Annotated in this window: 14 protein-coding genes; 6 read left to right on the forward strand and 8 right to left on the reverse strand. The window is 64.3% G+C overall.

Annotated elements, in window-relative coordinates:
• Positions 1-28 precede the first annotated feature (28 nt).
• The 8 genes from FOY51_RS20540 to glgX all read right to left on the reverse strand — a co-directional run bounded on the left by FOY51_RS20540 (position 29) and on the right by glgX (position 10,093).
• A complete protein-coding gene (locus tag FOY51_RS20540; RefSeq protein WP_235916569.1) occupies positions 29-742 on the reverse strand; it encodes a DsbA family oxidoreductase in 714 nt (237 codons plus the stop codon).
• Complete coding sequence (locus tag FOY51_RS20545; protein ID WP_214633129.1) at positions 739-1,131, reverse strand: hypothetical protein; 393 nt, start codon at positions 1,129-1,131, stop codon at positions 739-741. The genes FOY51_RS20540 and FOY51_RS20545 overlap by 4 nt, the downstream gene beginning before the upstream one ends.
• A gap of 374 nt (positions 1,132-1,505) precedes the next feature.
• Positions 1,506-3,245, reverse strand: a complete 1,740-nt coding sequence (gene treZ / locus FOY51_RS20550) for a malto-oligosyltrehalose trehalohydrolase (protein ID WP_235916571.1) — start codon at positions 3,243-3,245, stop codon at positions 1,506-1,508.
• Positions 3,242-4,504 carry a glycosyltransferase gene (locus FOY51_RS20555; protein WP_149432139.1) on the reverse strand — a complete coding sequence of 421 codons (1,263 nt, stop codon included), beginning with the start codon at positions 4,502-4,504 and terminating at the stop codon, positions 3,242-3,244. Before FOY51_RS20555 ends, treZ begins: the two co-directional genes overlap by 4 nt.
• Before the next feature lie 15 nt (positions 4,505-4,519).
• Positions 4,520-5,164, reverse strand: coding sequence for a TetR/AcrR family transcriptional regulator (locus tag FOY51_RS20560; RefSeq protein WP_235916573.1), 645 nt, complete (start codon positions 5,162-5,164; stop codon positions 4,520-4,522).
• A gap of 46 nt (positions 5,165-5,210) precedes the next feature.
• Positions 5,211-5,555, reverse strand: coding sequence for an ArsR/SmtB family transcription factor (locus tag FOY51_RS20565; protein ID WP_214633130.1), 345 nt, complete (start codon positions 5,553-5,555; stop codon positions 5,211-5,213).
• 45 nt (positions 5,556-5,600) lie between these two features.
• A complete protein-coding gene (treY, locus tag FOY51_RS20570) occupies positions 5,601-7,973 on the reverse strand; it encodes a malto-oligosyltrehalose synthase (RefSeq protein WP_149432140.1) in 2,373 nt (790 codons plus the stop codon).
• Entirely contained in the window at positions 7,970-10,093 is a 2,124-nt protein-coding gene (gene glgX, locus FOY51_RS20575) for a glycogen debranching protein GlgX (RefSeq protein ID WP_149432141.1), read from the reverse strand. Before glgX ends, treY begins: the two co-directional genes overlap by 4 nt.
• Positions 10,094-10,195: 102 nt before the next feature.
• On the opposite strand from glgX, the gene FOY51_RS20580 reads away from it, so the two are divergent.
• The 6 genes from FOY51_RS20580 (at position 10,196) to FOY51_RS20605 (ending at position 18,752) form a co-directional block, all read left to right on the forward strand.
• Positions 10,196-11,461 carry an adenosylmethionine--8-amino-7-oxononanoate transaminase gene (locus FOY51_RS20580; RefSeq protein ID WP_371830474.1) on the forward strand — a complete coding sequence of 422 codons (1,266 nt, stop codon included), beginning with the start codon at positions 10,196-10,198 and terminating at the stop codon, positions 11,459-11,461.
• A gap of 44 nt (positions 11,462-11,505) precedes the next feature.
• Positions 11,506-12,645 carry an 8-amino-7-oxononanoate synthase gene (locus tag FOY51_RS20585; protein WP_149432143.1) on the forward strand — a complete coding sequence of 380 codons (1,140 nt, stop codon included), beginning with the start codon at positions 11,506-11,508 and terminating at the stop codon, positions 12,643-12,645.
• Complete coding sequence (gene bioD, locus FOY51_RS20590; RefSeq protein ID WP_149432144.1) at positions 12,642-13,334, forward strand: dethiobiotin synthase; 693 nt, start codon at positions 12,642-12,644, stop codon at positions 13,332-13,334. The genes FOY51_RS20585 and bioD overlap by 4 nt, the downstream gene beginning before the upstream one ends.
• A 53-nt stretch (positions 13,335-13,387) precedes the next feature.
• Positions 13,388-14,791: a Si-specific NAD(P)(+) transhydrogenase gene (gene sthA, locus FOY51_RS20595; RefSeq protein ID WP_149432145.1), complete on the forward strand. Its 1,404-nt coding sequence runs from the start codon at positions 13,388-13,390 to the stop codon at positions 14,789-14,791.
• 18 nt (positions 14,792-14,809) lie between these two features.
• The gene (locus tag FOY51_RS20600; RefSeq protein ID WP_149432146.1) at positions 14,810-15,970 is read left to right on the forward strand and encodes an alpha/beta fold hydrolase; all 1,161 of its coding nucleotides are present in this window, start codon (positions 14,810-14,812) and stop codon (positions 15,968-15,970) included.
• Positions 15,971-16,100: 130 nt separating this feature from the next.
• On the forward strand, positions 16,101-18,752 hold the full coding sequence (locus FOY51_RS20605) for a helix-turn-helix domain-containing protein (protein WP_149432147.1): 2,652 nt from the start codon (positions 16,101-16,103) through the stop codon (positions 18,750-18,752).
• Positions 18,753-18,796 lie beyond the last annotated feature (44 nt).

Here is an 18,796-nt window from a genome sequence, read left to right on the forward strand (position 1 = left end):
TTCGATGGTACGTCCGGCAATCCGCCCGCTAGATCGCGCAGGAGTCGCCCTCGCATCCGGGCGCTGAACCGGGTGTCGTCACCATGCTCAGTGGCGAGTGTTCGGACCACGCTTGCTCGAGCGACTGCAGAACGACGTCTGCCGGCTGCGCTCCCGAGATACCGTATTTGCCGTCGATCACGAAGAACGGCACGCCACTGATCCCGTATGCGCGGGCCTGGTCCTCGTCGGCACGCACGGCGTCGGCGTATCGATCGGACGACAGGACCGCGTTCACGTCGTCGACGGGCAGTCCGACCTCGACGGCCAGCCCGCGCAGCGCGTCGTGATCCGAGGTCGGCGATCCCTCGGAGAACGTTGCGCGGTCGAGTCGCTCTTTCAGTTCGTCTTGCTTTCCGTGCGCCAAGGCCAGGTGCAGCAGGCGATGAGCGTCGAACGAGTTGCCTTGCCGAGCAATGTCGAAGCGGAAGTCCAAACCCTCTGCTGCAGCGGTCGCAGTCATGTTGTCGAGCATTCCCTGCGCCTGATCAATCGAGACCCGGTACTTGGCTGCCAGCTTCGCGGCCGAGTCGACTGCTGCGTCGCTGCTGGGCGCTGCGGTCGGGTCCAGCTCGAAGCTGCGCCAGGTCACCTCGACGTCGTCACGATGATCGAATCGCGCCAACGCGGCCTCGAACCTCCGCTTGCCCACGTAGCACCATGGGCAGACGACGTCGGACCAGATTTCCACTTTCATGCTCATGGTGGTAGCAACAACGGGCGATACGTATCGCTTCCCGGCTCCTCGTGAAGGGCGGATCCGATCACGATCGCCGGGGCCACGCGCGCAGATGCAATGCCACGATCGGTCTTGCCGAGCCGAAACCGAACCTTGCCTTTGAGGACCGTCCCGGACTCGGCGAGGCCGTCGACGGTCGTCTCGCCGGGAAACAGGGTGAACGTCCAGCGGTCGTTGCCTTCCCAGTCGGGGAAGGCGGCTCCTCGTTGCAACACCCGGGCGCCCCATAGCTGGCGAGTCATTGCTCGCCTGGTGTCGATACCGAGGAACTCGAAATCTGCCCTGTCAGCACCGACGATCGCGTCGTAACTGCCTACCGAGATTCCATAAGCTCCGACGACACCGGTCACCATCGTCCACGGTGCACCCGAACCGCGGCTGAGCCTGCACCGAGCCGCTCGTCGAGCACGTCGGATGCCGGACTCCCGAACTGGTCTCGCCGAACGGACTCAGGCATGAGCTTTCTCGTATCCAGCAGGGCTGGATCAGGGACCAACAGGACGCCCCATTCGACGTCGTCGGCAAATCTCGCATTTCTGAAGTGTTTTGCCAATGCCGCGACGGACATCTCGGCCAGGTCCCATTGGTCGTCGGTGAACGCGTTGTCCAGGTAGGTGCTTGTGATCGCAGGGAGACCGCAGGTCGTAACGTGCTTGACGACGGACGGACATGTTGCCCAACCTGATTCGGCTAGCCGGCCAATGTGTTCGTCCTTGAATCGCACGCGCTACGTCGCGTCCAACACCGCGAACGAGTGGCCGGGAATCAGGGTTGCTGATCCGGTTTCGTCCGGCGTCGGCTGCTCCCACCAGATCAGCGGACGGCCGCCCGCAGGCACAGTGACCGGCTCTGTGCCGAGGTTGCAGGCGAGACGCAGGCCGCCCCTGCGTACCACGATCCACTGGTGATCTTCGTCGTAGTCGACCGTCAGCTGCGGCAACCAGGGGTCGGTGAGCTCGGGGCGTTCACGCCGCAGCGCGATCAAGCGGCGATAGCAGTCCAGTAGTTGCGCGTGCGGCTGGTCGCCGAGCTCGGACCAGTCGAGCTTCGATCGAAGGAATGTCTCCGGGTCCTGCGGGTCGGGTATGTCGTCGGTGTCCCAGCCGTGTTCTTCGAACTCCGACTTGCGACCTGTTGCAGTCGCTTTCGCGAGTTCGGGTTCCGGGTGCGACGTGAAGAACTGGAACGGCGTGCTCGCCGCCCACTCTTCACCCATGAACAGCATGGGCGTGTACGGCGACGTCAGCACGAGCGCTGCCTTACAGGCCAATTGGCCCGCGTCGAGATACGAGGCGGGGCGGTCACCGATCGCGCGGTTGCCGATCTGATCGTGGGTGCAGGTATAGGCGATCAGCGAACTCGCCGGTGTCCGGCGAACATCGATCGGCCGACCGTGCTGCCGGCCACGAAAGCTGGAATACGTTCCGGCATGAAAGAAGCCGTGCCGCATCGTGTGTGCGAGGCAGCTCAGCGAACCGAAATCCCCGTAGTAGCCCTGTCGCTCACCGGATACCGCGGCGTGGATCGCGTGGTGGAGGTCGTCGTCCCATTGAGCCTGCAGGCCGTAGCCGCCCGCCGACCGGGCAGAGATCAGCTTGGGATCGTTGAGATCGCTCTCGGCAATCAGCGTGAGCGGCCTGCGCACGTGCGCGCTGAGTCGCTGCGTCTCGACGGCCAACTCTTCGAGGATGTGGATGGCGGTGTCGTCGACCAGCGCGTGGACCGCATCCAAACGTAGTGCGTCGATGTGGAATTCGCGGAACCACCGCAGCGCATTCTGGATGATGTAGGTGCGAACTTCTGCCGCGCCGGCCCCGGCGATGTTGATGGTCCGGCCCCAGGTGTTCGCTCCTTCGGCCAGGTAGGGGCCGTACCGGTCGAGGTAGTTTCCGGACGGTCCCAGATGGTTGTACACGGCGTCGAGCACCACGGCGAGGCCCCTGGTGTGGCAGGCGTCGACAAACCGTTGCAAACCGTCAGGGCCGCCGTAGTTCTCGTGAACCGCGTACCAGAGCACACCGTCGTAGCCCCAGTTGTGATCGCCGTTGAACGCGTTGACCGGCATGATCTCGACGAACGTGATTCCGAGATCGACCAGGTGATCCAGACGCTCGATGGCGGAATCGAAAGTCCCTGCAGGCGTGAAGGTTCCGATGTGCAGTTCGTAGAGCACCGCTCCAGCGAGCTGGCGTCCGGTCCAGGCCGCGTCGGTCCAGGCAGAGCGATCCAGCTCGTGCAGCTGCGACGGGGAGTGCACGCCGTCTGGCTGGCGCGGCGATCGCGGATCGGGGAGCACGGTGTCGTCGTCATCGAGCAGGAAGCCGTACCGCGACTCCAGTTCGGCGGGGGCGTCGACCCGCCACCAGCCGTCGGACGACGCCGTCATGTCGTGCACCGCGTCGTCGACCCTGAGCCGAACTGTGCTCGGAGTGGGCGCCCAAACCTCGAACCGATGCGTGGAAGTCACGTTTCCCAGCATGCCTCATGTGCGCATAGCGCCTCTACTGCATCGACGACCGCGCCTGCTCCGTCTTCGTGTGCAAGGGCGGCGGATACTTCCTTGGCACGTGTTCGGAATCGGGGCTCGGAGACAGCTCGGGTGATCGCGTCGGCCAACGTGTCCGCGTCTACTTCCTTGCGTCTGATGGCGGTGGGTGCCACGCCCAAGGTTGTCAGTCGCTTGGCCCAGAACGGCTGGTCCATGATTCCGGTGACCGGAACGGTGGGTACACCTGCTTGCAAACCGGCCGCGGTAGTGCCCGCGCCACAGTGATGGACCACCGCGCTCATCTGTGGGAACAGCCATCGGTGAGGAATTTCGTCGATGGTGATCACGTCGTCACCGGTGCAATGCAACTTGGCCCAACCCGATTGGACGACGCCACGGACGCCCGCCTTTCGTAGCGCCGCACCGATGATGTCGCTGTAGCGCTCGCCGTCGTTGGTCGCGGTGCTACCGAACCCGACGTAGACAGGTGGCGCTCCCGCGTCGATGAAGTCGGCCAGTTCGGCCGGTGGTTCCCACCTAGTCGGTAGCTCCGGCCACCAGAAACCGGCGACCTCGAGTCCGGGGCGCCAGTCCGAGGGCCGCGGCACCACCGTGGGACTGAAGCCGTGCATGATCGGCCACGTTGTGTTACGCCGGGGAGCGTATTCCTTGACCGTGGTCGGTCGTAATCCCACTGCGGCGCGTACCTCGTTGATCTGCCCGAGAAAAGGCTTGTCGCCCAACGCAGCGAGCTTGCCCAAGGTCCGATTGCCCCACCGGCCGAGCGAGCGAGTGCCGATGACCGATGGCGGAAATTCTCCCGTCGGAGCCATCGGCTGCATGAAGACGCCCATGCTCGGAATGCCGAGCCCCTCCGCGACGTGGAACCCGAACATCGATCCGGTCGCGTTGAGAAGAAGTACGTCGGCACCGCGCGCTGCCTCGACGATCGCGGGACCCATACCCCGCATGCTGTCCACCATCTCGGCCAACTGCTTCCGCGACGGTCGCATCGCCGTGCCCTCGATGAGCTGCTGGCTCAATTCGGAGCGCGACTCCTCTTCCATATCCTTTGGCAGAAAGCGGTATTCGAGGCCGGCATCGGTAACGAGGTCGGCATGTGCCGCCATCGCTGCAATCGCGACCGTGTACCCAGCGGATCGGAGCCGAACGCCGAGTCCGGTGAAGGGTGCGACGTCACCGCGAGAGCCGAATGCGACGATCACGATTCTGGTCACGGATACCTCCGATTGTCAGTGGGCACGAGTGCCGAGCTGGAACAGGGTCACCAATTCTTCGCCGTAGGCGACTACGTCGTACTCGAGGTCGCGGGCGAGTTCGGACACCGCGCCGTCGATGGCGGCACGGACGGCATTCTTGTAGAGCATGGGGGAGAGGGCGCGAAACTCGCCGTTGCGTACGCCGAGTTGGAAGATCCAGATCGGATCGATCGTCGCCATATCGCCTTGCGGCGGTTCGGCTTTCACCGACTCCGCAGCAGCCTGATCGAGGCGAAGTCCCCATTCTGTACGGAAGCCGGTCAAGATCTCGTACATCGCCACGCTGTGGACGCGGTGCGAATCGAGAAACGCAATATTGGATCGTATGTACGCGGTGAGCTTGCCCGCCGCCGTGCTTTCCGCGGCGATGGCAGGCACCATCACCATCGCGCCCGCGGTGAAGATCTCCGTCACGATCGCCTCGACGAGTGAATCTTTGGACTTGAAGTGATAGAGCACAACACTTTTGGCGATACCGACGCGATCGGCGATCTTCGCGATCGAGGCCTGCGGATAGCCGACCGCTGCGATCAACTCGATCGCAGCGGTGACGATCTGAGCGCGGCGCGCGCGCTCGATGAACGTTCTACCGTCGACATCCAGATCCTTAGACCGCACGGTCTAACAATAGGTCAATCGATTCAAGCGGGCAACCGTTCAGCCATTATTCGTCGTCGTCCAGAAAGGCGCCCAGGCGATCCAGGCGGCCCTCCCAGATCGTGCGTCGTTCCGAGATCCAGTGCTCGGCAGTGCGAAGTGTGGTCGGTTCGATTTGGCAGGTGCGCACCCGGCCGATCTTTTCCGACCTGACCAGTCCGCTGGCTTCCAGGACCTGCAGATGCTGCACGACTGCAGGCAGCGACATGTCGAGCGGCTTCGCCAGCTCGCTCACCGAAGCCGGACCGCGGCAGAGTCGTTCGACCATGTTGCGCCTGCTCGGATCGGCCAGCGCCGCAAAGATCAGGTCGAGCGCCGTCCCCTTGCCGGGGGCGCCACTTTTGTTAAGCACAATCTTAAGTATGTTCGAATCCGACGGTTTGTCAACGACATCGCGCTACCGATCACGCACGAGCAGCGCGACGGGAAGATCTGCCAGCAAGTCGGTAGCGGGCACCGAACCCCGGTACGTACGCCCGGAGAGGCGGTCGGTCCACGATCCTTCGGGCAGGTCGAGCGCGGTGTCGCCCCATCCGCTGTCGGGGATGGCCACGGTCAGCCGCGAGGCAACGGCCACGACATCTGCACCGTCGTTCTCCGGACCGCGCGCGAATGCAACTATGTGATCGGCTGCGACTCCCTCGGCCGATAGCGGCAGGTAGGATCCGCCGACGAACGATGCCGGGCGTTCTCGGCGTAGCCACAAAGCATGAGCGACGACCCAGAGCTTCGCACTGCCCGACGCATCGAGCGGGGGAGCGGACGTCAACGACGCCAACCGGTTTCGACGCACATCGAAGTCGACGACGCGACGGTTGTCTGGATCGACCAACGAGTCTTCCCAGAGCTCGGTCCCCTGGTAGACGTCGGGAATCCCCGGGCCGACCAACTGAAACAGCTTCTGCCCCAGCGATATGGCCCAGCCATGCCAGGCGAGCGATGCCACGAAAGCATCGAGCGACCGTCCGACCGGACCGTCGATCACGTCGTCCAGCCAGGTATGCACGCGCGCCTCGAACTCGTCGTCCACGCGATCCCATGACGTGCGCAAACCAGCCTCCCGAATGGCCTTCTCCGCGTACGCATGCAGTCGCTCACGCAGATCCGGTACGTCGGCAGCGGGCCTGCCGTCGCTGGGCCACACGCCGAACAGGTTCTGCCACAGGAACAAGCCGGTGACGCCGTCCGGGCTCGGTGCGGACTGCTCCCAGTCGGACACGACGGCCGACCACAGTTGGGGCACCTGTGAGAGCACGCTGATCCGTGCGCGAACGTCCTCGCCTCGTTTGGTGTCGTGCGTGGACAGCGTTGTCATCATCGCAGGCCACTGCTGCGCTCGTGCCACGTTGGCATCGTGGAAGTCGTCGGGCGAGATGCCGAAACGTGCTGGACTGCCGCCGACCTCTTGCAAGGAGATCAGTCGAGCTGTGCGATAGAAGAGGCAGTCCTCCACCGACTTCGCCATCAGCGCGCCACACACCTGATTGAAACGAACAGCCGCCTCTCCATCGGCGGACAATGCGCGTTCGAGTACCGCCAGCGGCTCGGCCAACTCCGGATTGCGTTGCCTGACAGCGTCGATGGTCGAGCTCAGCAGACCGGCCAGCGGTGCATAGTCGGCGCGATAGACAGGCATGGACGCCAGCACATCGACGGTGGCGACGGCAAGCGTCGCGGTCGACACGGATTCGCCGGAGTCTCGTCCGATCGCCGCCAAGAGGCGCCGCACTTCGGGCGCGAGGCCGGTCTGTGCAAGCCCCCGTTTGATCTCGCGTTCGGCGTCGTGCAGCCAACCGGCGTCGCCAGGTTCACCCGTCATCCGGATCGACAGCGCAGTCAGGTCCGCTTCGCCTGCGGGGTCGACGAAGAGTCCACCCAATTCGGCAAGAGCCTCATAGCCTGTGGTGCCCTCGATCGGGAGGGTGGAGTCCAGTGGCTCGTCCGACCCGAGAATCTTCTCGACGAACAGTCGCCGGCTCGGACCGACGAGTGCGCGCAGCCGCTCCAGATACGCTGCCGGGCGCGACAATCCGTCCGGATGGTCCACTCGCACGCCGTCGATCAGATCTCGGCGCGCCCACTCCGCAATAGCGGAGTGCGTCGCGTCGAATACCTGCGGATCTTCCTGGCGCACAGCGGCAAGGCTGTTCACGGTGAAGAACCGGCGATAGGTGGACAGCCCCGACTTCCAGTCGACCAACCGGTACGACTGGCGATCGTGCACGGCCCTCGGATCGTCGCCCTCTGTGCCGGGAGCGATGGGGAAGCGGTGCTCGTCGTACGCGAGCATCGGCTCCGAATCGCTAGTGTCGATGGTGAGCTGGGCGAGGTCCGCGGCGCTACCGAGCACAGGAAGCGCGAGTTTGCCGTCAGCGCCGTTGGTTTCGCGCCAGTCGATGTCGAAGTACCCGGCGTGGTCGGACCCGCGACCTCGCTTCAGCACGTCCCACCACCACTGATTCTGGCGAGGGACCTCGATACCCAAGTGATTCGGCACGATGTCGACCACGACGCCCATCCCGCGGCTGCGCACCTCTGCGATCAGCTTCTCGAATCCCGCGGAACCGCCGAGGGCATCCGATACCGTCGTCGGGTCGGTGACGTCGTACCCGTGTTGCGAACCGTCGGCGGCCGTCAGGATCGGTGACAGGTACAGGTGAGATACGCCCAACTGATCCAGGTAGGCAGCGACATCGACGGCATCCGCGAAGGTGAATGCGTCGCCTCGCATCTGGAGACGATAGGTGCTGACGATGTCGGCAGCGGTCATTCCGCTCGCCGCAACACCAGTAGCGACCTCGACGCCACCTTCACGGCGGCCTCCGCCGCGAACGATGCGGCGGCCACTCCCGTGCGTTCCGCCGTGTCCAGCACCACTTCCCATCGCGCGCCGTAATCGGAAGCAGGCGTTTCGAATTCGAGCGCCTCGTCGTGTGCGTTGAAACACAGCAGGAACGAGTCGTCGGCCACTCGCTCGCCACGATGATTCGGTTCGGGGATCGCGTCGCCGTTGAGGAAGACCGACAACGACTTGCCGAACCCGCTGCCCCAATCGGACGACGTCATCTCTTCGCCCGCCGGTGTGAGCCACGCGATGTCACGCGATTCTTCTTCGCCGGTCCGAATGGGTCCGCCCGCGAAGAACCTGCGACGGCGGAACACAGGGTGCTTGCGCCGGAGTTCGATGACGTTGCGAGTGAACGCGAGAAGGTCGGCATTGGTCTCGGCGAGGCTCCAGTCCATCCAGGACAGCGGTGAGTCCTGGCAGTAGACGTTGTTGTTGCCCTGCTGCGTTCGACCCATCTCGTCGCCGTGCGCGATCATCGGGGTGCCCTGGCTCAGCATCATCGTCGCAAGAATGTTGCGGCTTTGCCGTCCACGCAATTCCAGAATTTCCGGATCGTCGGTGGGGCCTTCGACGCCGCAGTTCCACGACCTGTTGTGGCTCTCGCCGTCCTTGTTGTCTTCGCCGTTCGCCTCGTTGTGTTTTTCGTTGTAGGACACCAGATCTCGCAGCGTGAAGCCGTCATGTGCGATGACGAAGTTGATGCTGGCGCTGGGGCGACGGCCGGTGGCCTCGTAGAGATCCGACGAGCCCGTGAGCCGAGATGCGAACTCGCCCAACGTCGCAGGCTCGCCACGCCAGTAGTCGCGCACGGTGTCGCGGTACTGCCCGTTCCATTCGGTCCACAAGCCGGGGAAGTTGCCGACCTGATAGCCGCCCTCGCCCACGTCCCACGGCTCGGCGATCAGTTTGACCTGGCTGACGATCGGATCCTGTTGCACCAGATCGAAGAAGGCGGAAAGTCGGTCGACGTCGTGCAGTTCGCGAGCGAGTGTGGACGCGAGATCGAAGCGGAAACCGTCGACGTGCATCTCGGTCACCCAGTACCGCAACGAATCCATGATCAGTTGCAACGTGTGCGGATGCCGCGCGTTGAGGCTGTTGCCGGTACCGGTGTAGTCCATGTAGTGCGACAGATCGCCATCGACGAGTCGGTAGTACGCGGCGTTGTCGATACCGCGGAAACAGATGGTGGGGCCCTTGTGATTGCCCTCCGCAGTGTGGTTGTAGACCACGTCGAGGATCACTTCGATACCTTCCTCGTGGAAGGCACGCACCATCGCTTTGAACTCCGACACCGTGGCACCGGGCTTGGCGACCGAGGCATACTCCGCATGGGGCGCGAAAAATCCGAAAGTGTTGTATCCCCAGTAGTTTCGGAGGCCCTGATCGAGCAGGGTGTGATCCTGCATGAACTGATGCACCGGCATCAACTCGATCGCCGTGACACCGAGCTCCTTGAGATGCTCGATGATCACCGGATGAGCCAGCCCCGAGTAGGTGCCGCGCAACTCCTCCGGAATTCCCGGATGGGTGGCGGTCATGCCCTTCACATGGGCCTCGTAGATCACCGTCTCGTTGTAGGGACGCTTTGGTGAACGATCCGACGCCCAGTCGAAGAAGGGGTTGATGACCACCGTGGTCATCGTGTGTCCGAGGGAGTCGTCACCTTCGGTGTAGAGCGACGGGTCGCTGTCGAAGCTGCCGTCGAACGCCTTGCCGTAAGGATCCAGCAGGAGCTTGCTGGGATCGCAGCGATGGCCGTTCTCGGCGTCCGACGGACCGTGGACGCGATAGCCGTAGCGCTGACCCGGAACGACGGCAGGCAGGTACGCGTGCCAGACGTACCCGTCGACTTCCTCGATGGAGATGCGCGTCTCACTGCCGTCCCGGGCTATCAGACAAAGCTCCACCTCTTCGGCAACTTCGGAGAACAGCGAAAAGTTGGTTCCTGCGCCGTCGTAGGTTGCGCCCAGCGGGTATGCGCTGCCGGGCCACACCGCGTGCGGTGCGGATTCGGCGGAATCGTTGTCGAGCAAAGCCATGAGGAAACACTATCGCGCACGGCAGCGGGTTTCCTGGCGGCCAGCGGCCACGAGGTGGGCGGCGTTACCTGACTACTGTCGAGGGTCGTGACGCGCTCCCGAATGTCCGCAGACGAGCTCCGTGCGATCGATGCCGAACACGTCTGGCATCCCTACGGCGGCTTTCCCGCCAGCACCGATCCGCTGGTCGTGGCGAGTGCCGAAGGCGTTCGGCTCACGCTCGCGGACGGTCGCGAGTTGATCGACGGCATGAGCTCGTGGTGGGCCGTGATCCACGGATACCGCAACCCTGCACTGGACGCAGCGGTGTCGGATCAGCTCGGCCGTATGAGCCATGTCATGTTCGGCGGCCTCACCCACGAGCCTGCGGTCCGACTCACGCAACTGTTGGTTGAACTGACCCCGCCGGGACTGGACAAGGTATTTCTTGCCGACTCCGGGTCGGTGTCCGTCGAGGTCGCGGTGAAGATGTGTCTGCAGTACTGGCGCAGCGTGGACAAGCCCGCGAAACGACGGTTGCTCACCTGGCGCGGGGGATACCACGGCGACACCTTCACGCCCATGAGCGTGTGCGACCCGGACGGGGGCATGCATTCGCTGTGGACGGACGTGCTGGCGCAGCAGATCTTTGCCCCCAAGCCGCCCGCCGCGTTCGAACCCGGTTACATCGCCGAGCTGGAGCGCCTGATTTCCAATCATGCCGACGAGTTGGCCGCCGTGATCGTCGAGCCGGTCGTACAGGGCGCGGGTGGCATGCGATTTCACGATCCGCGCTATCTGACCGAGCTGCGACGACTCTGCGACGAACACCACGTGCTGTTGGTGTTCGACGAGATCGCCACCGGTTTCGGCCGAACCGGCGAACTCTTCGCCGCGAACCATGCCGGTGTGTCGCCGGACGTGATGTGCGTCGGCAAGGCGTTGACCGGCGGTTATATGACGCTTGCGGCGGCGTTGTGTACGTCTGCGATCGCAGAGACCATCAGCGCGGCGCAGGGCGGACTGATGCACGGCCCGACGTTCATGGGTAATCCCTTGGCATGCGCGGTCGGCGTCGCGTCGATCGAACTGCTCATGTCCGGCGACTGGCGCGCTGATGTCTCGGCATTGCAGGCAGGCCTCGAGCGGGGGTTGACCGCCGCACGAGGGCTTTCAGGCGTCGTCGATGTGCGTGTGTTGGGCGGCATCGGGGTGATCGAACTCGACCACGATGTCGACATGCGCGCGGCGTCCGATGCCGCCGTCGCGGCGGGTGTCTGGTTACGCCCGTTCAGAAATCTGATTTACGCGATGCCACCGTACGTGTGCACCGACGGAGATCTGGCGCAGATCGCGGCGGCGATGGTGGCAGCAACCCGAGTGGCGTGACAGCCGTAGTTGAACACTGTTCAAGTCGCGTATGCTGTGTTCCCGTGAGATCCGAAAGAACAGCGTTGAGCTGGCTCGACGACCGTGAACGTGAGCGTCGTGAGGCCGGATTGCGGCGCGAAGTGCGACTGCGGACGCCGGGATCGGCGCTGATCGACCTCGCATCCAACGACTACCTGGGCCTCGTCCGCCACCCCGAGGTGATCGATGGCGCCGTCGCCGCGCTACGACGTTGGGGCGCGGGCTCGACGGGTTCTCGGTTGGTCACCGGATCGACCACCGAGCATGCGCTACTCGAGCGTGAGCTCGCCGAGTTCGTCGGTACTCGAGCGGGCCTGGTGTTCGCCACCGGCTATGCGGCGAACCTGGGTGCGGTGACCGCCCTTGCCGGCGCGGGCACGCTTGTGGTGTCGGATGCGGGTAGCCATGCCTCGCTGGTGGACGCGTGCCGATTGTCGCGCGCCCGCGTCGTGGTGACGCCGCACTGCGACGTCGAGGCTGTCGCGCATGCACTGCAGACGCGCACCGAAGAGCGCGCGCTGGTGCTCACCGATTCGGTGTTCAGCGCGGACGGCGACCTTGCTCCGCTGCCCGAGTTGCATCGCATCTGTCGCGAGTCGGGGGCGGTCCTGCTCGTCGACGAGGCGCACGGTCTCGGTGTGCGCGGCGCAGGCGGGCGGGGCTTGGTTGCCGAGGTGGGTCTGGCAGGGGAGTACGACGTCGTCGTCACCGCGACGCTGTCGAAATCACTCGCCGCGCAGGGTGGTGTCGTTCTTGCCAGCGACAAGGTCTGCGCGCATCTGATCGATTCCGCCCGAACCTTCATCTTCGACACCGGTCTTGCGCCCGCCGCCGTCGGCGCCGCCCGAGCCGCACTTGCCGTGTTGCGCAGAGAACCGCAGCGCGCGCAGGCCGTTCTCGATCGCGCCGCCGATATCGCCCGCATCGCAGGTGTGGCAGCGCCTGTGTCGGCTGTGGTGTCGGTGATTCTGGGCGATCCGCAGCGTGCTTTCGAAGCGGCGACTATGTGCCGGGACGCCGGCGTGAGCGTCGGATGCTTCCGGCCACCGTCGGTTCCGGTCGGCACCTCGCGGCTACGGCTGACCGCGCGAGCGACGCTGACGCAGGACGAGCTGGCGAGGGTCGAGGCAGTGCTGGCCGACGTACTGGCGATTGCTCCGTGACGGTCCTCGTCGTCACCGGCACCTCCACCGATGTCGGAAAGACCGTTGTCACAGCAGCATTGGCGGCCATCGCAGACCGTGCGGATCGTCGGGTCGCGGTGTGCAAGCCGGGCCAGACCGGGGTCGCACCCGGCGACTCAGGAGATCTGAGCGAGATTGCACGGCTGTCCGGTGTCGATCGCACCCTCGAATTGGCCCGATATCCCGAGCCGCTTGCTCCCGATACCGCGGCGCGGCGCAGTGGGTTGCCGCCGCTCACACTGGACGGTGTCGTCGATGCGGTTCGTGAGCTCGACGCCGACAACGATCTGACGTTGGTCGAAGGCGCGGGCGGATTGCTGGTTCGGTTGGGGGAGAACTTCACACTCGCCGACGTTGCAGGGGCATTGGCTGCGCCCGTGGTCGTCGTTGCTTCTGCGAGCCTGGGCACGCTCAATCACAGCGAACTCACGGTGCGAGCCTTGGCCGCCGAAGGTCTCGACTGTACGGGACTGGTGATCGGGTCGTGGCCCGCTCGACCCGATCTGGCACAGCAATGCAACATCACGGACCTTCCGCGGGTGTGCGGCGTCGACCTGGTCGGCAGCGTTCCCGCGGGCAGCGGCGCACTCGCGCGATCCGCGTTTCGAAGCGAGGCGCCGCGGTGGTTCGATTCGAGTTGGTCGGCTGTACACCTGATCGGTCGCTAGCGGCCTTTTCGGGAACCCTGCACGCTGCTGCTGACCCTGCGACAATCCAACTCGTGAGCGACTACGACGTTGTGGTGTTGGGATCGGGTCCCGGAGGTCAGCGCGCGGCGATCGCCGCGGCCAAGCTGGGACGCACGGTCGCGGTGGTGGAATTGCGAAACATGATCGGCGGGGTCTGTATCAACACGGGCACCATCCCGTCGAAGACGTTGCGTGAAGCCGTCGTCTACCTGACCGGCATGACCCAACGCGAGATGTACGGCAGCGCGTATCGGGTGAAAGACGAAATCACCAAAGAAGATCTGATGTCTCGCACCGAGCACGTCATGGGCAGGCAGATCGACGTGATCCGCAGCCAGCTCAGCCGCAACCACGTCGCTCTGCTGACGGGGGTCGGGCATTTCACCGACCCCAACACCCTCGAGATCAACGACGGCACCGGACAGAATCGGATCGTCACGGCAGACAAGATCATCATCGCCACCGGCACCAAGCCCGCACGGCCGTCCTCGGTCGAATTCGACAACACCACGATCATCGATTCGGACGGCATTCTCGATCTTGCTCGCATCCCGCAGTCGATGGTGGTGGTCGGCGCCGGTGTCATCGGCATCGAATACGCGTCGATGTTCGCAGCACTCGGCACCAAGGTCACGGTGGTGGAGCGCCGCGACAACATTCTGGACTTCTGCGATCGCGAAGTGGTGGAAGCGCTGAAGTACCAGTTGCGCGATCTTGCCGTCACCTTCCGCTTCGGCGAAACAGTGAAGGCCGTCGAGAAATACGCACACGGTGCGATCACCATTCTGGAGTCCGGCAAGAAGATTCCGGCCGAGACGGTGATGTATTCCGCGGGGCGCCAAGGGGTTACCGATCAGCTGGACCTGGCCAAGGCCGGACTCGAGGCTGACGATCGTGGGCGCATCACGGTCGACGAACATTTCCGAACCAGCGTCGAGCACATCTATGCAGTCGGCGACGTCATCGGATTTCCGGCGCTGGCGGCAACGTCGATGGAGCAGGGCAGACTCGCAGCGCACCACGCCTGCGACGAGCCGGTGCACGATCTGAATCTGTTGCAGCCCATCGGGATCTATACGATTCCCGAGATCAGCTTTGTCGGGCGAACCGAGGACGAGCTCACCGAGCACAAGGTGCCTTTCGAGGTCGGTATCTCTCGTTATCGCGAGTTGGCGCGCGGTCAGATCGTCGGCGACTCGTACGGAGTGCTCAAGCTGATCGTGTCGACAGAAGACCGAAAAGTGCTGGGCGTTCACATCTTCGGAACGCAGGCGACCGAGCTGGTGCACATAGGGCAGGCCGTCATGGGCTGTGGCGGAACCGTCGACTATCTGGTGGACGCCGTCTTCAACTACCCGACCCTCGCCGAGTCCTACAAGGTCGCAGCACTGGACGCGATGAACAAGATTCGGCAGCTCGCAGTCATCGGTGACTGAGACGTATCATTGCGTTAAATGTCCGATTGTGTTGGCCGCGATCCGTCCACCGTTTCCGACTGGAGCAACGATCGTCGGAAGCAGCGTCTGCACGACACACGGATCGGGTCCGGACTGACCGGTGTCCGTCGAATTCTGCTGCTGATCGCGCTTGCGAGCGTGCCGATGCTCCTGGTCTGCGGCCAGTATTGGACCCGAGATGTCGCGCCGGAACGAGCGCGGCTGGCCCAGACGCAGCCGCAGATTTTCGATATCGACCACGCTCGCGACACCGCCGATACGTCCACGGCGGTGGTCGACATGGTGGGGCTGGGCAACATCGATGCCAGCGACACCGCGCGGACCCTGACCAGTCTCGATCTGATCGGCCGGGTGTGGGCGATTCGCTACGACGACGGTGGTATCGATACCAAGGTCATCAGCGACATCATCGTAGACAAGGCCCAGGGTGCAAAGGTGAAACGCGTTGTGCTGGTGGGCCACAGCATGGGCGGCGTGATCGCGCTCGAGGTGGCGCAGCACATCTATCGAGACACCGCGATCGATGTGCTCGGCGTGGTGCTCGACTGCACGCCGCTCGACCTCGACGGCGTCCGACCCGAAAGCCGTGATGCCGGCGAAGAACTGCTGCGCTGGATCGGCTGGGTGCCCGGAGCTCGGGAGAGCCGAACGCTCCGATTTGCCGTCGAAGTCGCTGCGCGCGAAGACCGATTCGTGCACCGTGACAGTCGTGGGATTCCGCGGGTTGCATTCGGCGATCTGAAGGACGTTGTCGGAGAGGTACTACGGGACAAAATCTTGTCGGCCGACGTTGCGAGCAACGGTTTGATCGCGTCGCAGTTCATCACGATCGTTGCCTCCGGTGCTGTGGACAATCTGAAGTCGCTGGCAACCGAGCGAGAAGACAAGCCGCGGCCCGCGGTGGTCTTTTTGCGGCCACGAAATGCGCTGGCCGACAACGTGGTCGACGACGACCTGACTCAGAAGATCTTGGTCGAACGTTCAGGTGGCCAGGACGGCACCTTGCTGGTCGCGAAATTGGACAATACCGGCCACGCCAACCCGAATCAGCGGCCGGTCGAATACAACACTGCCATCGCGGACCGAATTGTGCCCTTCTTGCAACAGATTTCGGCGGCGAACGCGTCGAGGGAGGAATTATCCGCGGGTCGACGATGAGTTTCGACCTCCCAGGTAGCTGTCTCACGGAAAGACGCGTAGCCCGGTACTCGTGTCCGGAGACCGTTCGGTCGGCAGGCTGTGAAGTGTCGGGGCGAACCCCTGACAACCGAAGTCGAGGGGGTCGAACATGACCAGCGGAGTTGTCGGCCCGATGCGGGCCTGGCCGTTCGTCGGCCGGGCAGCCGAGCTGACACTGGCACAGCAGGCTCTCGATAGCGCGACGTCGGGTGTAGTGGTGGTCGGCGATGCAGGCGTCGGTAAGTCGATGTTGCTTGCGGAGCTTGTCGGTTCACTCACCTCGGGCGGGCGACACCATGTGGTGCGCGCGTATGCGTCGGACGCCGCGAGGAGCATGCCGTTCGGGGCACTCGCACACTTGCTGCCGCCGCATCCCCGCACTGTGGACGAGCCGTCGAACGTCTTGGGCTGGGCGGCCGATGCACTTCTGGCCGGTGCCGACGGCAGGCCCACCGTGCTGTGGATCGACGACGCGCACATGCTCGACGGTTCATCGCTGGCATTGTGCAACGGTCTGGTTCGTACGGGACGCGCACTCTTGTTGGCCACCGTTCGTTCCGGCGAACAGGTCGGGGATGTGTTGCGGGCCTTGTGGAAAGACGATCTGGTGCAGCGCGTGGAGCTCGGGCCGCTCGGCGAGGACGGCGTTGCCGAGTTGTTGACCGCCGTTCTCGACGGCAAGGTCGGCGCGCGAACGGTTCGACGCCTCACCAGGCTGTCGGCAGGCAATCCTCTCTATCTGCGGGAACTCGTGCGTGCCGGAAGCGAAGAAGAAGTGCTGCGCTGCGACGGCGGAATCTGGGAATGGACAGGTGCACCCACCAGCGCTCCGCGCCTGCACGAGTTGTTGAGCAGCAGAATCGGCACTCTCGACACCGAGTCGCGGACCGCGTTGGAACTGGTCGCGTTCGGTGAGCCCGTCGGCTACGACCTGCTGGTGAAGGCCACATCGGACAGGGCCGTCGAACTCCTGGAGTCCCGTCAGCTGATCGACGTCGTCTCTGATCACAGACGTGTCGATGCACGACTAGCCCATCCGCTGTTCGGAGAAGTCGTACGGGCAAGTTGCCCGGAGAGCACGCGCAGGCTGCGGCTGCGCGTCCTCGCGGCGGCGGTCGAAGCCACTGGAGCGCTTCGCTGCGACGACGCCCTCCGCGTGTCGCTGTGGCGTCTCGATGCCGGCGTGTGCGTCGAACCGACAACCTTGCTCGCGGCGTGCCATCTCGCATGGGCGGCGCAAGACGTCCAACTAGCAATCCGATTCGCTCGCGAAGCCCTCGATGCAGGCGGTGGGTCGGAAGCGGTTGCTGCGTTGAGCTGGATTCTGACCGCAGTGGAGGACTACGACCAAGCCGAGGCCATGTCCGCCTCGGCGCCACGGCCGAGAGGCGAACGCGGCCATGCTCTCTACGCATTCGCGCGTGCGTCGAATCTGATGTGGGGTCTCGGACAGGAGCAGGACGCACTGCGCATCCTCGACGAGGCCGCCCGCAGTGTGCACAGCCCAGCTTGGCGGCAGCAATTGCTCGTGGCCCGAGCCCTCATCGATCTGCTTCGAGGGGACATGAAGGCTGTACTCGCGGTAATCGGTAGGTTTCGTACGCTCGGGCTGCTGACTGACAAACTTGCCGCGGAAGCTTCGACCGTGGAGTCGTTTGCACTTTCACACATCGGACAAACTCGCCGAGGGGCGGATATCGCGGCGGCGCAGTTGGCGACCCGTCCGCATTGGCGAGCGCAGGCCCCCTTCGCGGAGCTTGGGCTGTACGTCTCTCTCTTCCTGGCGCACACGTTCTCGGGCGAAGTCGTTCTTGCCGATCGCGTTGCCACGGAGGCATATGAAATGGCAGCGCATGCCGATGGTTGGGACATGGCGATCTCGCTGTTCGGTGGGCTGCGTGCACAAGCGTCCCGGCTGAGTGGCAATCCACAGGCCGGCATCGACTGGTGTGACCAGATTGCGTCGTCGATGTCGAACAAAGGCGTCGTCACGGGATTCTGCTTGGCTGAAAAGTCGCTCTGCGAAGCTTATTCGGGTGATTCGACAGCGGCTCGATCATCGCTCGAACAGGCCCGTTTGCGGACGCCGAGAGTGGCACGGATGCTCGACATCACGAGCAAGATCGCCGCGTGTTGGGTCTATGCAGTGGAAGGCGACCTTCCAGCCGCGCGGTCGGGTCTTCTCGACCTGGCGCGTTCGCTGCGTCGCCGCAAGGTCCCCCCTATAGCAGCGCAAGTGCTCCACGACGTGGTTCGCCTCGGCGGCGCCGCTGAAGTCGCGGCCCAGCTTGCCGAACTCGCCGACATCGTCGACGGCGACTTCGCGAGGCTCGCCGCTCGGCACGCGGCCGGCGTCGTCGCCCGTGACGGAGCGGAATTGGAGTGCGTCAGTGAAGGATTCGCCGAGATCGGAATGACTCTCTGCGCTGCCGAGGCCGCGGCGCACGCCGGTGCCGCCTACCGAGCCTGCAGAGCGCCGATCGCGGCGAACACCGCCGCTGCTCGAGCGTGCAGGCTGCTAGCCCAGTGCGACGGTGCGGCGACACCCGCGCTTCGTGCGCTGCAGGCACCGGACCTCACAGGTCGGGAATGGGAGATCACGATCCTGGCTGCGCGCGATCTCACCACCAAATCGATCGCGGACCATCTGGTGTTGTCTCCCCGAACGGTGGACAACCATCTCAATCGCATCTACCGCAAACTCGGCGTCAGCGGTCGGACTGCACTGAAGCGAGTCGTCGGCGCGCCTGCGGTGCCCTGACGCCACTCTCAGCTCGAAGTCGCACTGCCCGTTGCCTATTCGCG

Source organism: Antrihabitans cavernicola (genome assembly GCF_008297975.1).
Taxonomy (GTDB): Bacteria; Actinomycetota; Actinomycetes; order Mycobacteriales; family Mycobacteriaceae; genus Antrihabitans; species Antrihabitans cavernicola.

Coding starts and splice junctions, on each gene's coding strand:
- FOY51_RS20580 (WP_371830474.1), top strand. CDS start 10,196: ATGTCCGCAGACGAGCTCCGTGCGATCGATGCCGAACACGTCTGGCAT.
- FOY51_RS20540 (WP_235916569.1), bottom strand. CDS start 742: ATGAGCATGAAAGTGGAAATCTGGTCCGACGTCGTCTGCCCATGGTGC.
- FOY51_RS20545 (WP_214633129.1), bottom strand. CDS start 1,131: ATGGTGACCGGTGTCGTCGGAGCTTATGGAATCTCGGTAGGCAGTTAC.
- glgX (WP_149432141.1), bottom strand. CDS start 10,093: ATGGCTTTGCTCGACAACGATTCCGCCGAATCCGCACCGCACGCGGTG.
- FOY51_RS20605 (WP_149432147.1), top strand. CDS start 16,101: ATGACCAGCGGAGTTGTCGGCCCGATGCGGGCCTGGCCGTTCGTCGGC.
- treY (WP_149432140.1), bottom strand. CDS start 7,973: ATGACCGCTGCCGACATCGTCAGCACCTATCGTCTCCAGATGCGAGGC.
- FOY51_RS20600 (WP_149432146.1), top strand. CDS start 14,810: ATGTCCGATTGTGTTGGCCGCGATCCGTCCACCGTTTCCGACTGGAGC.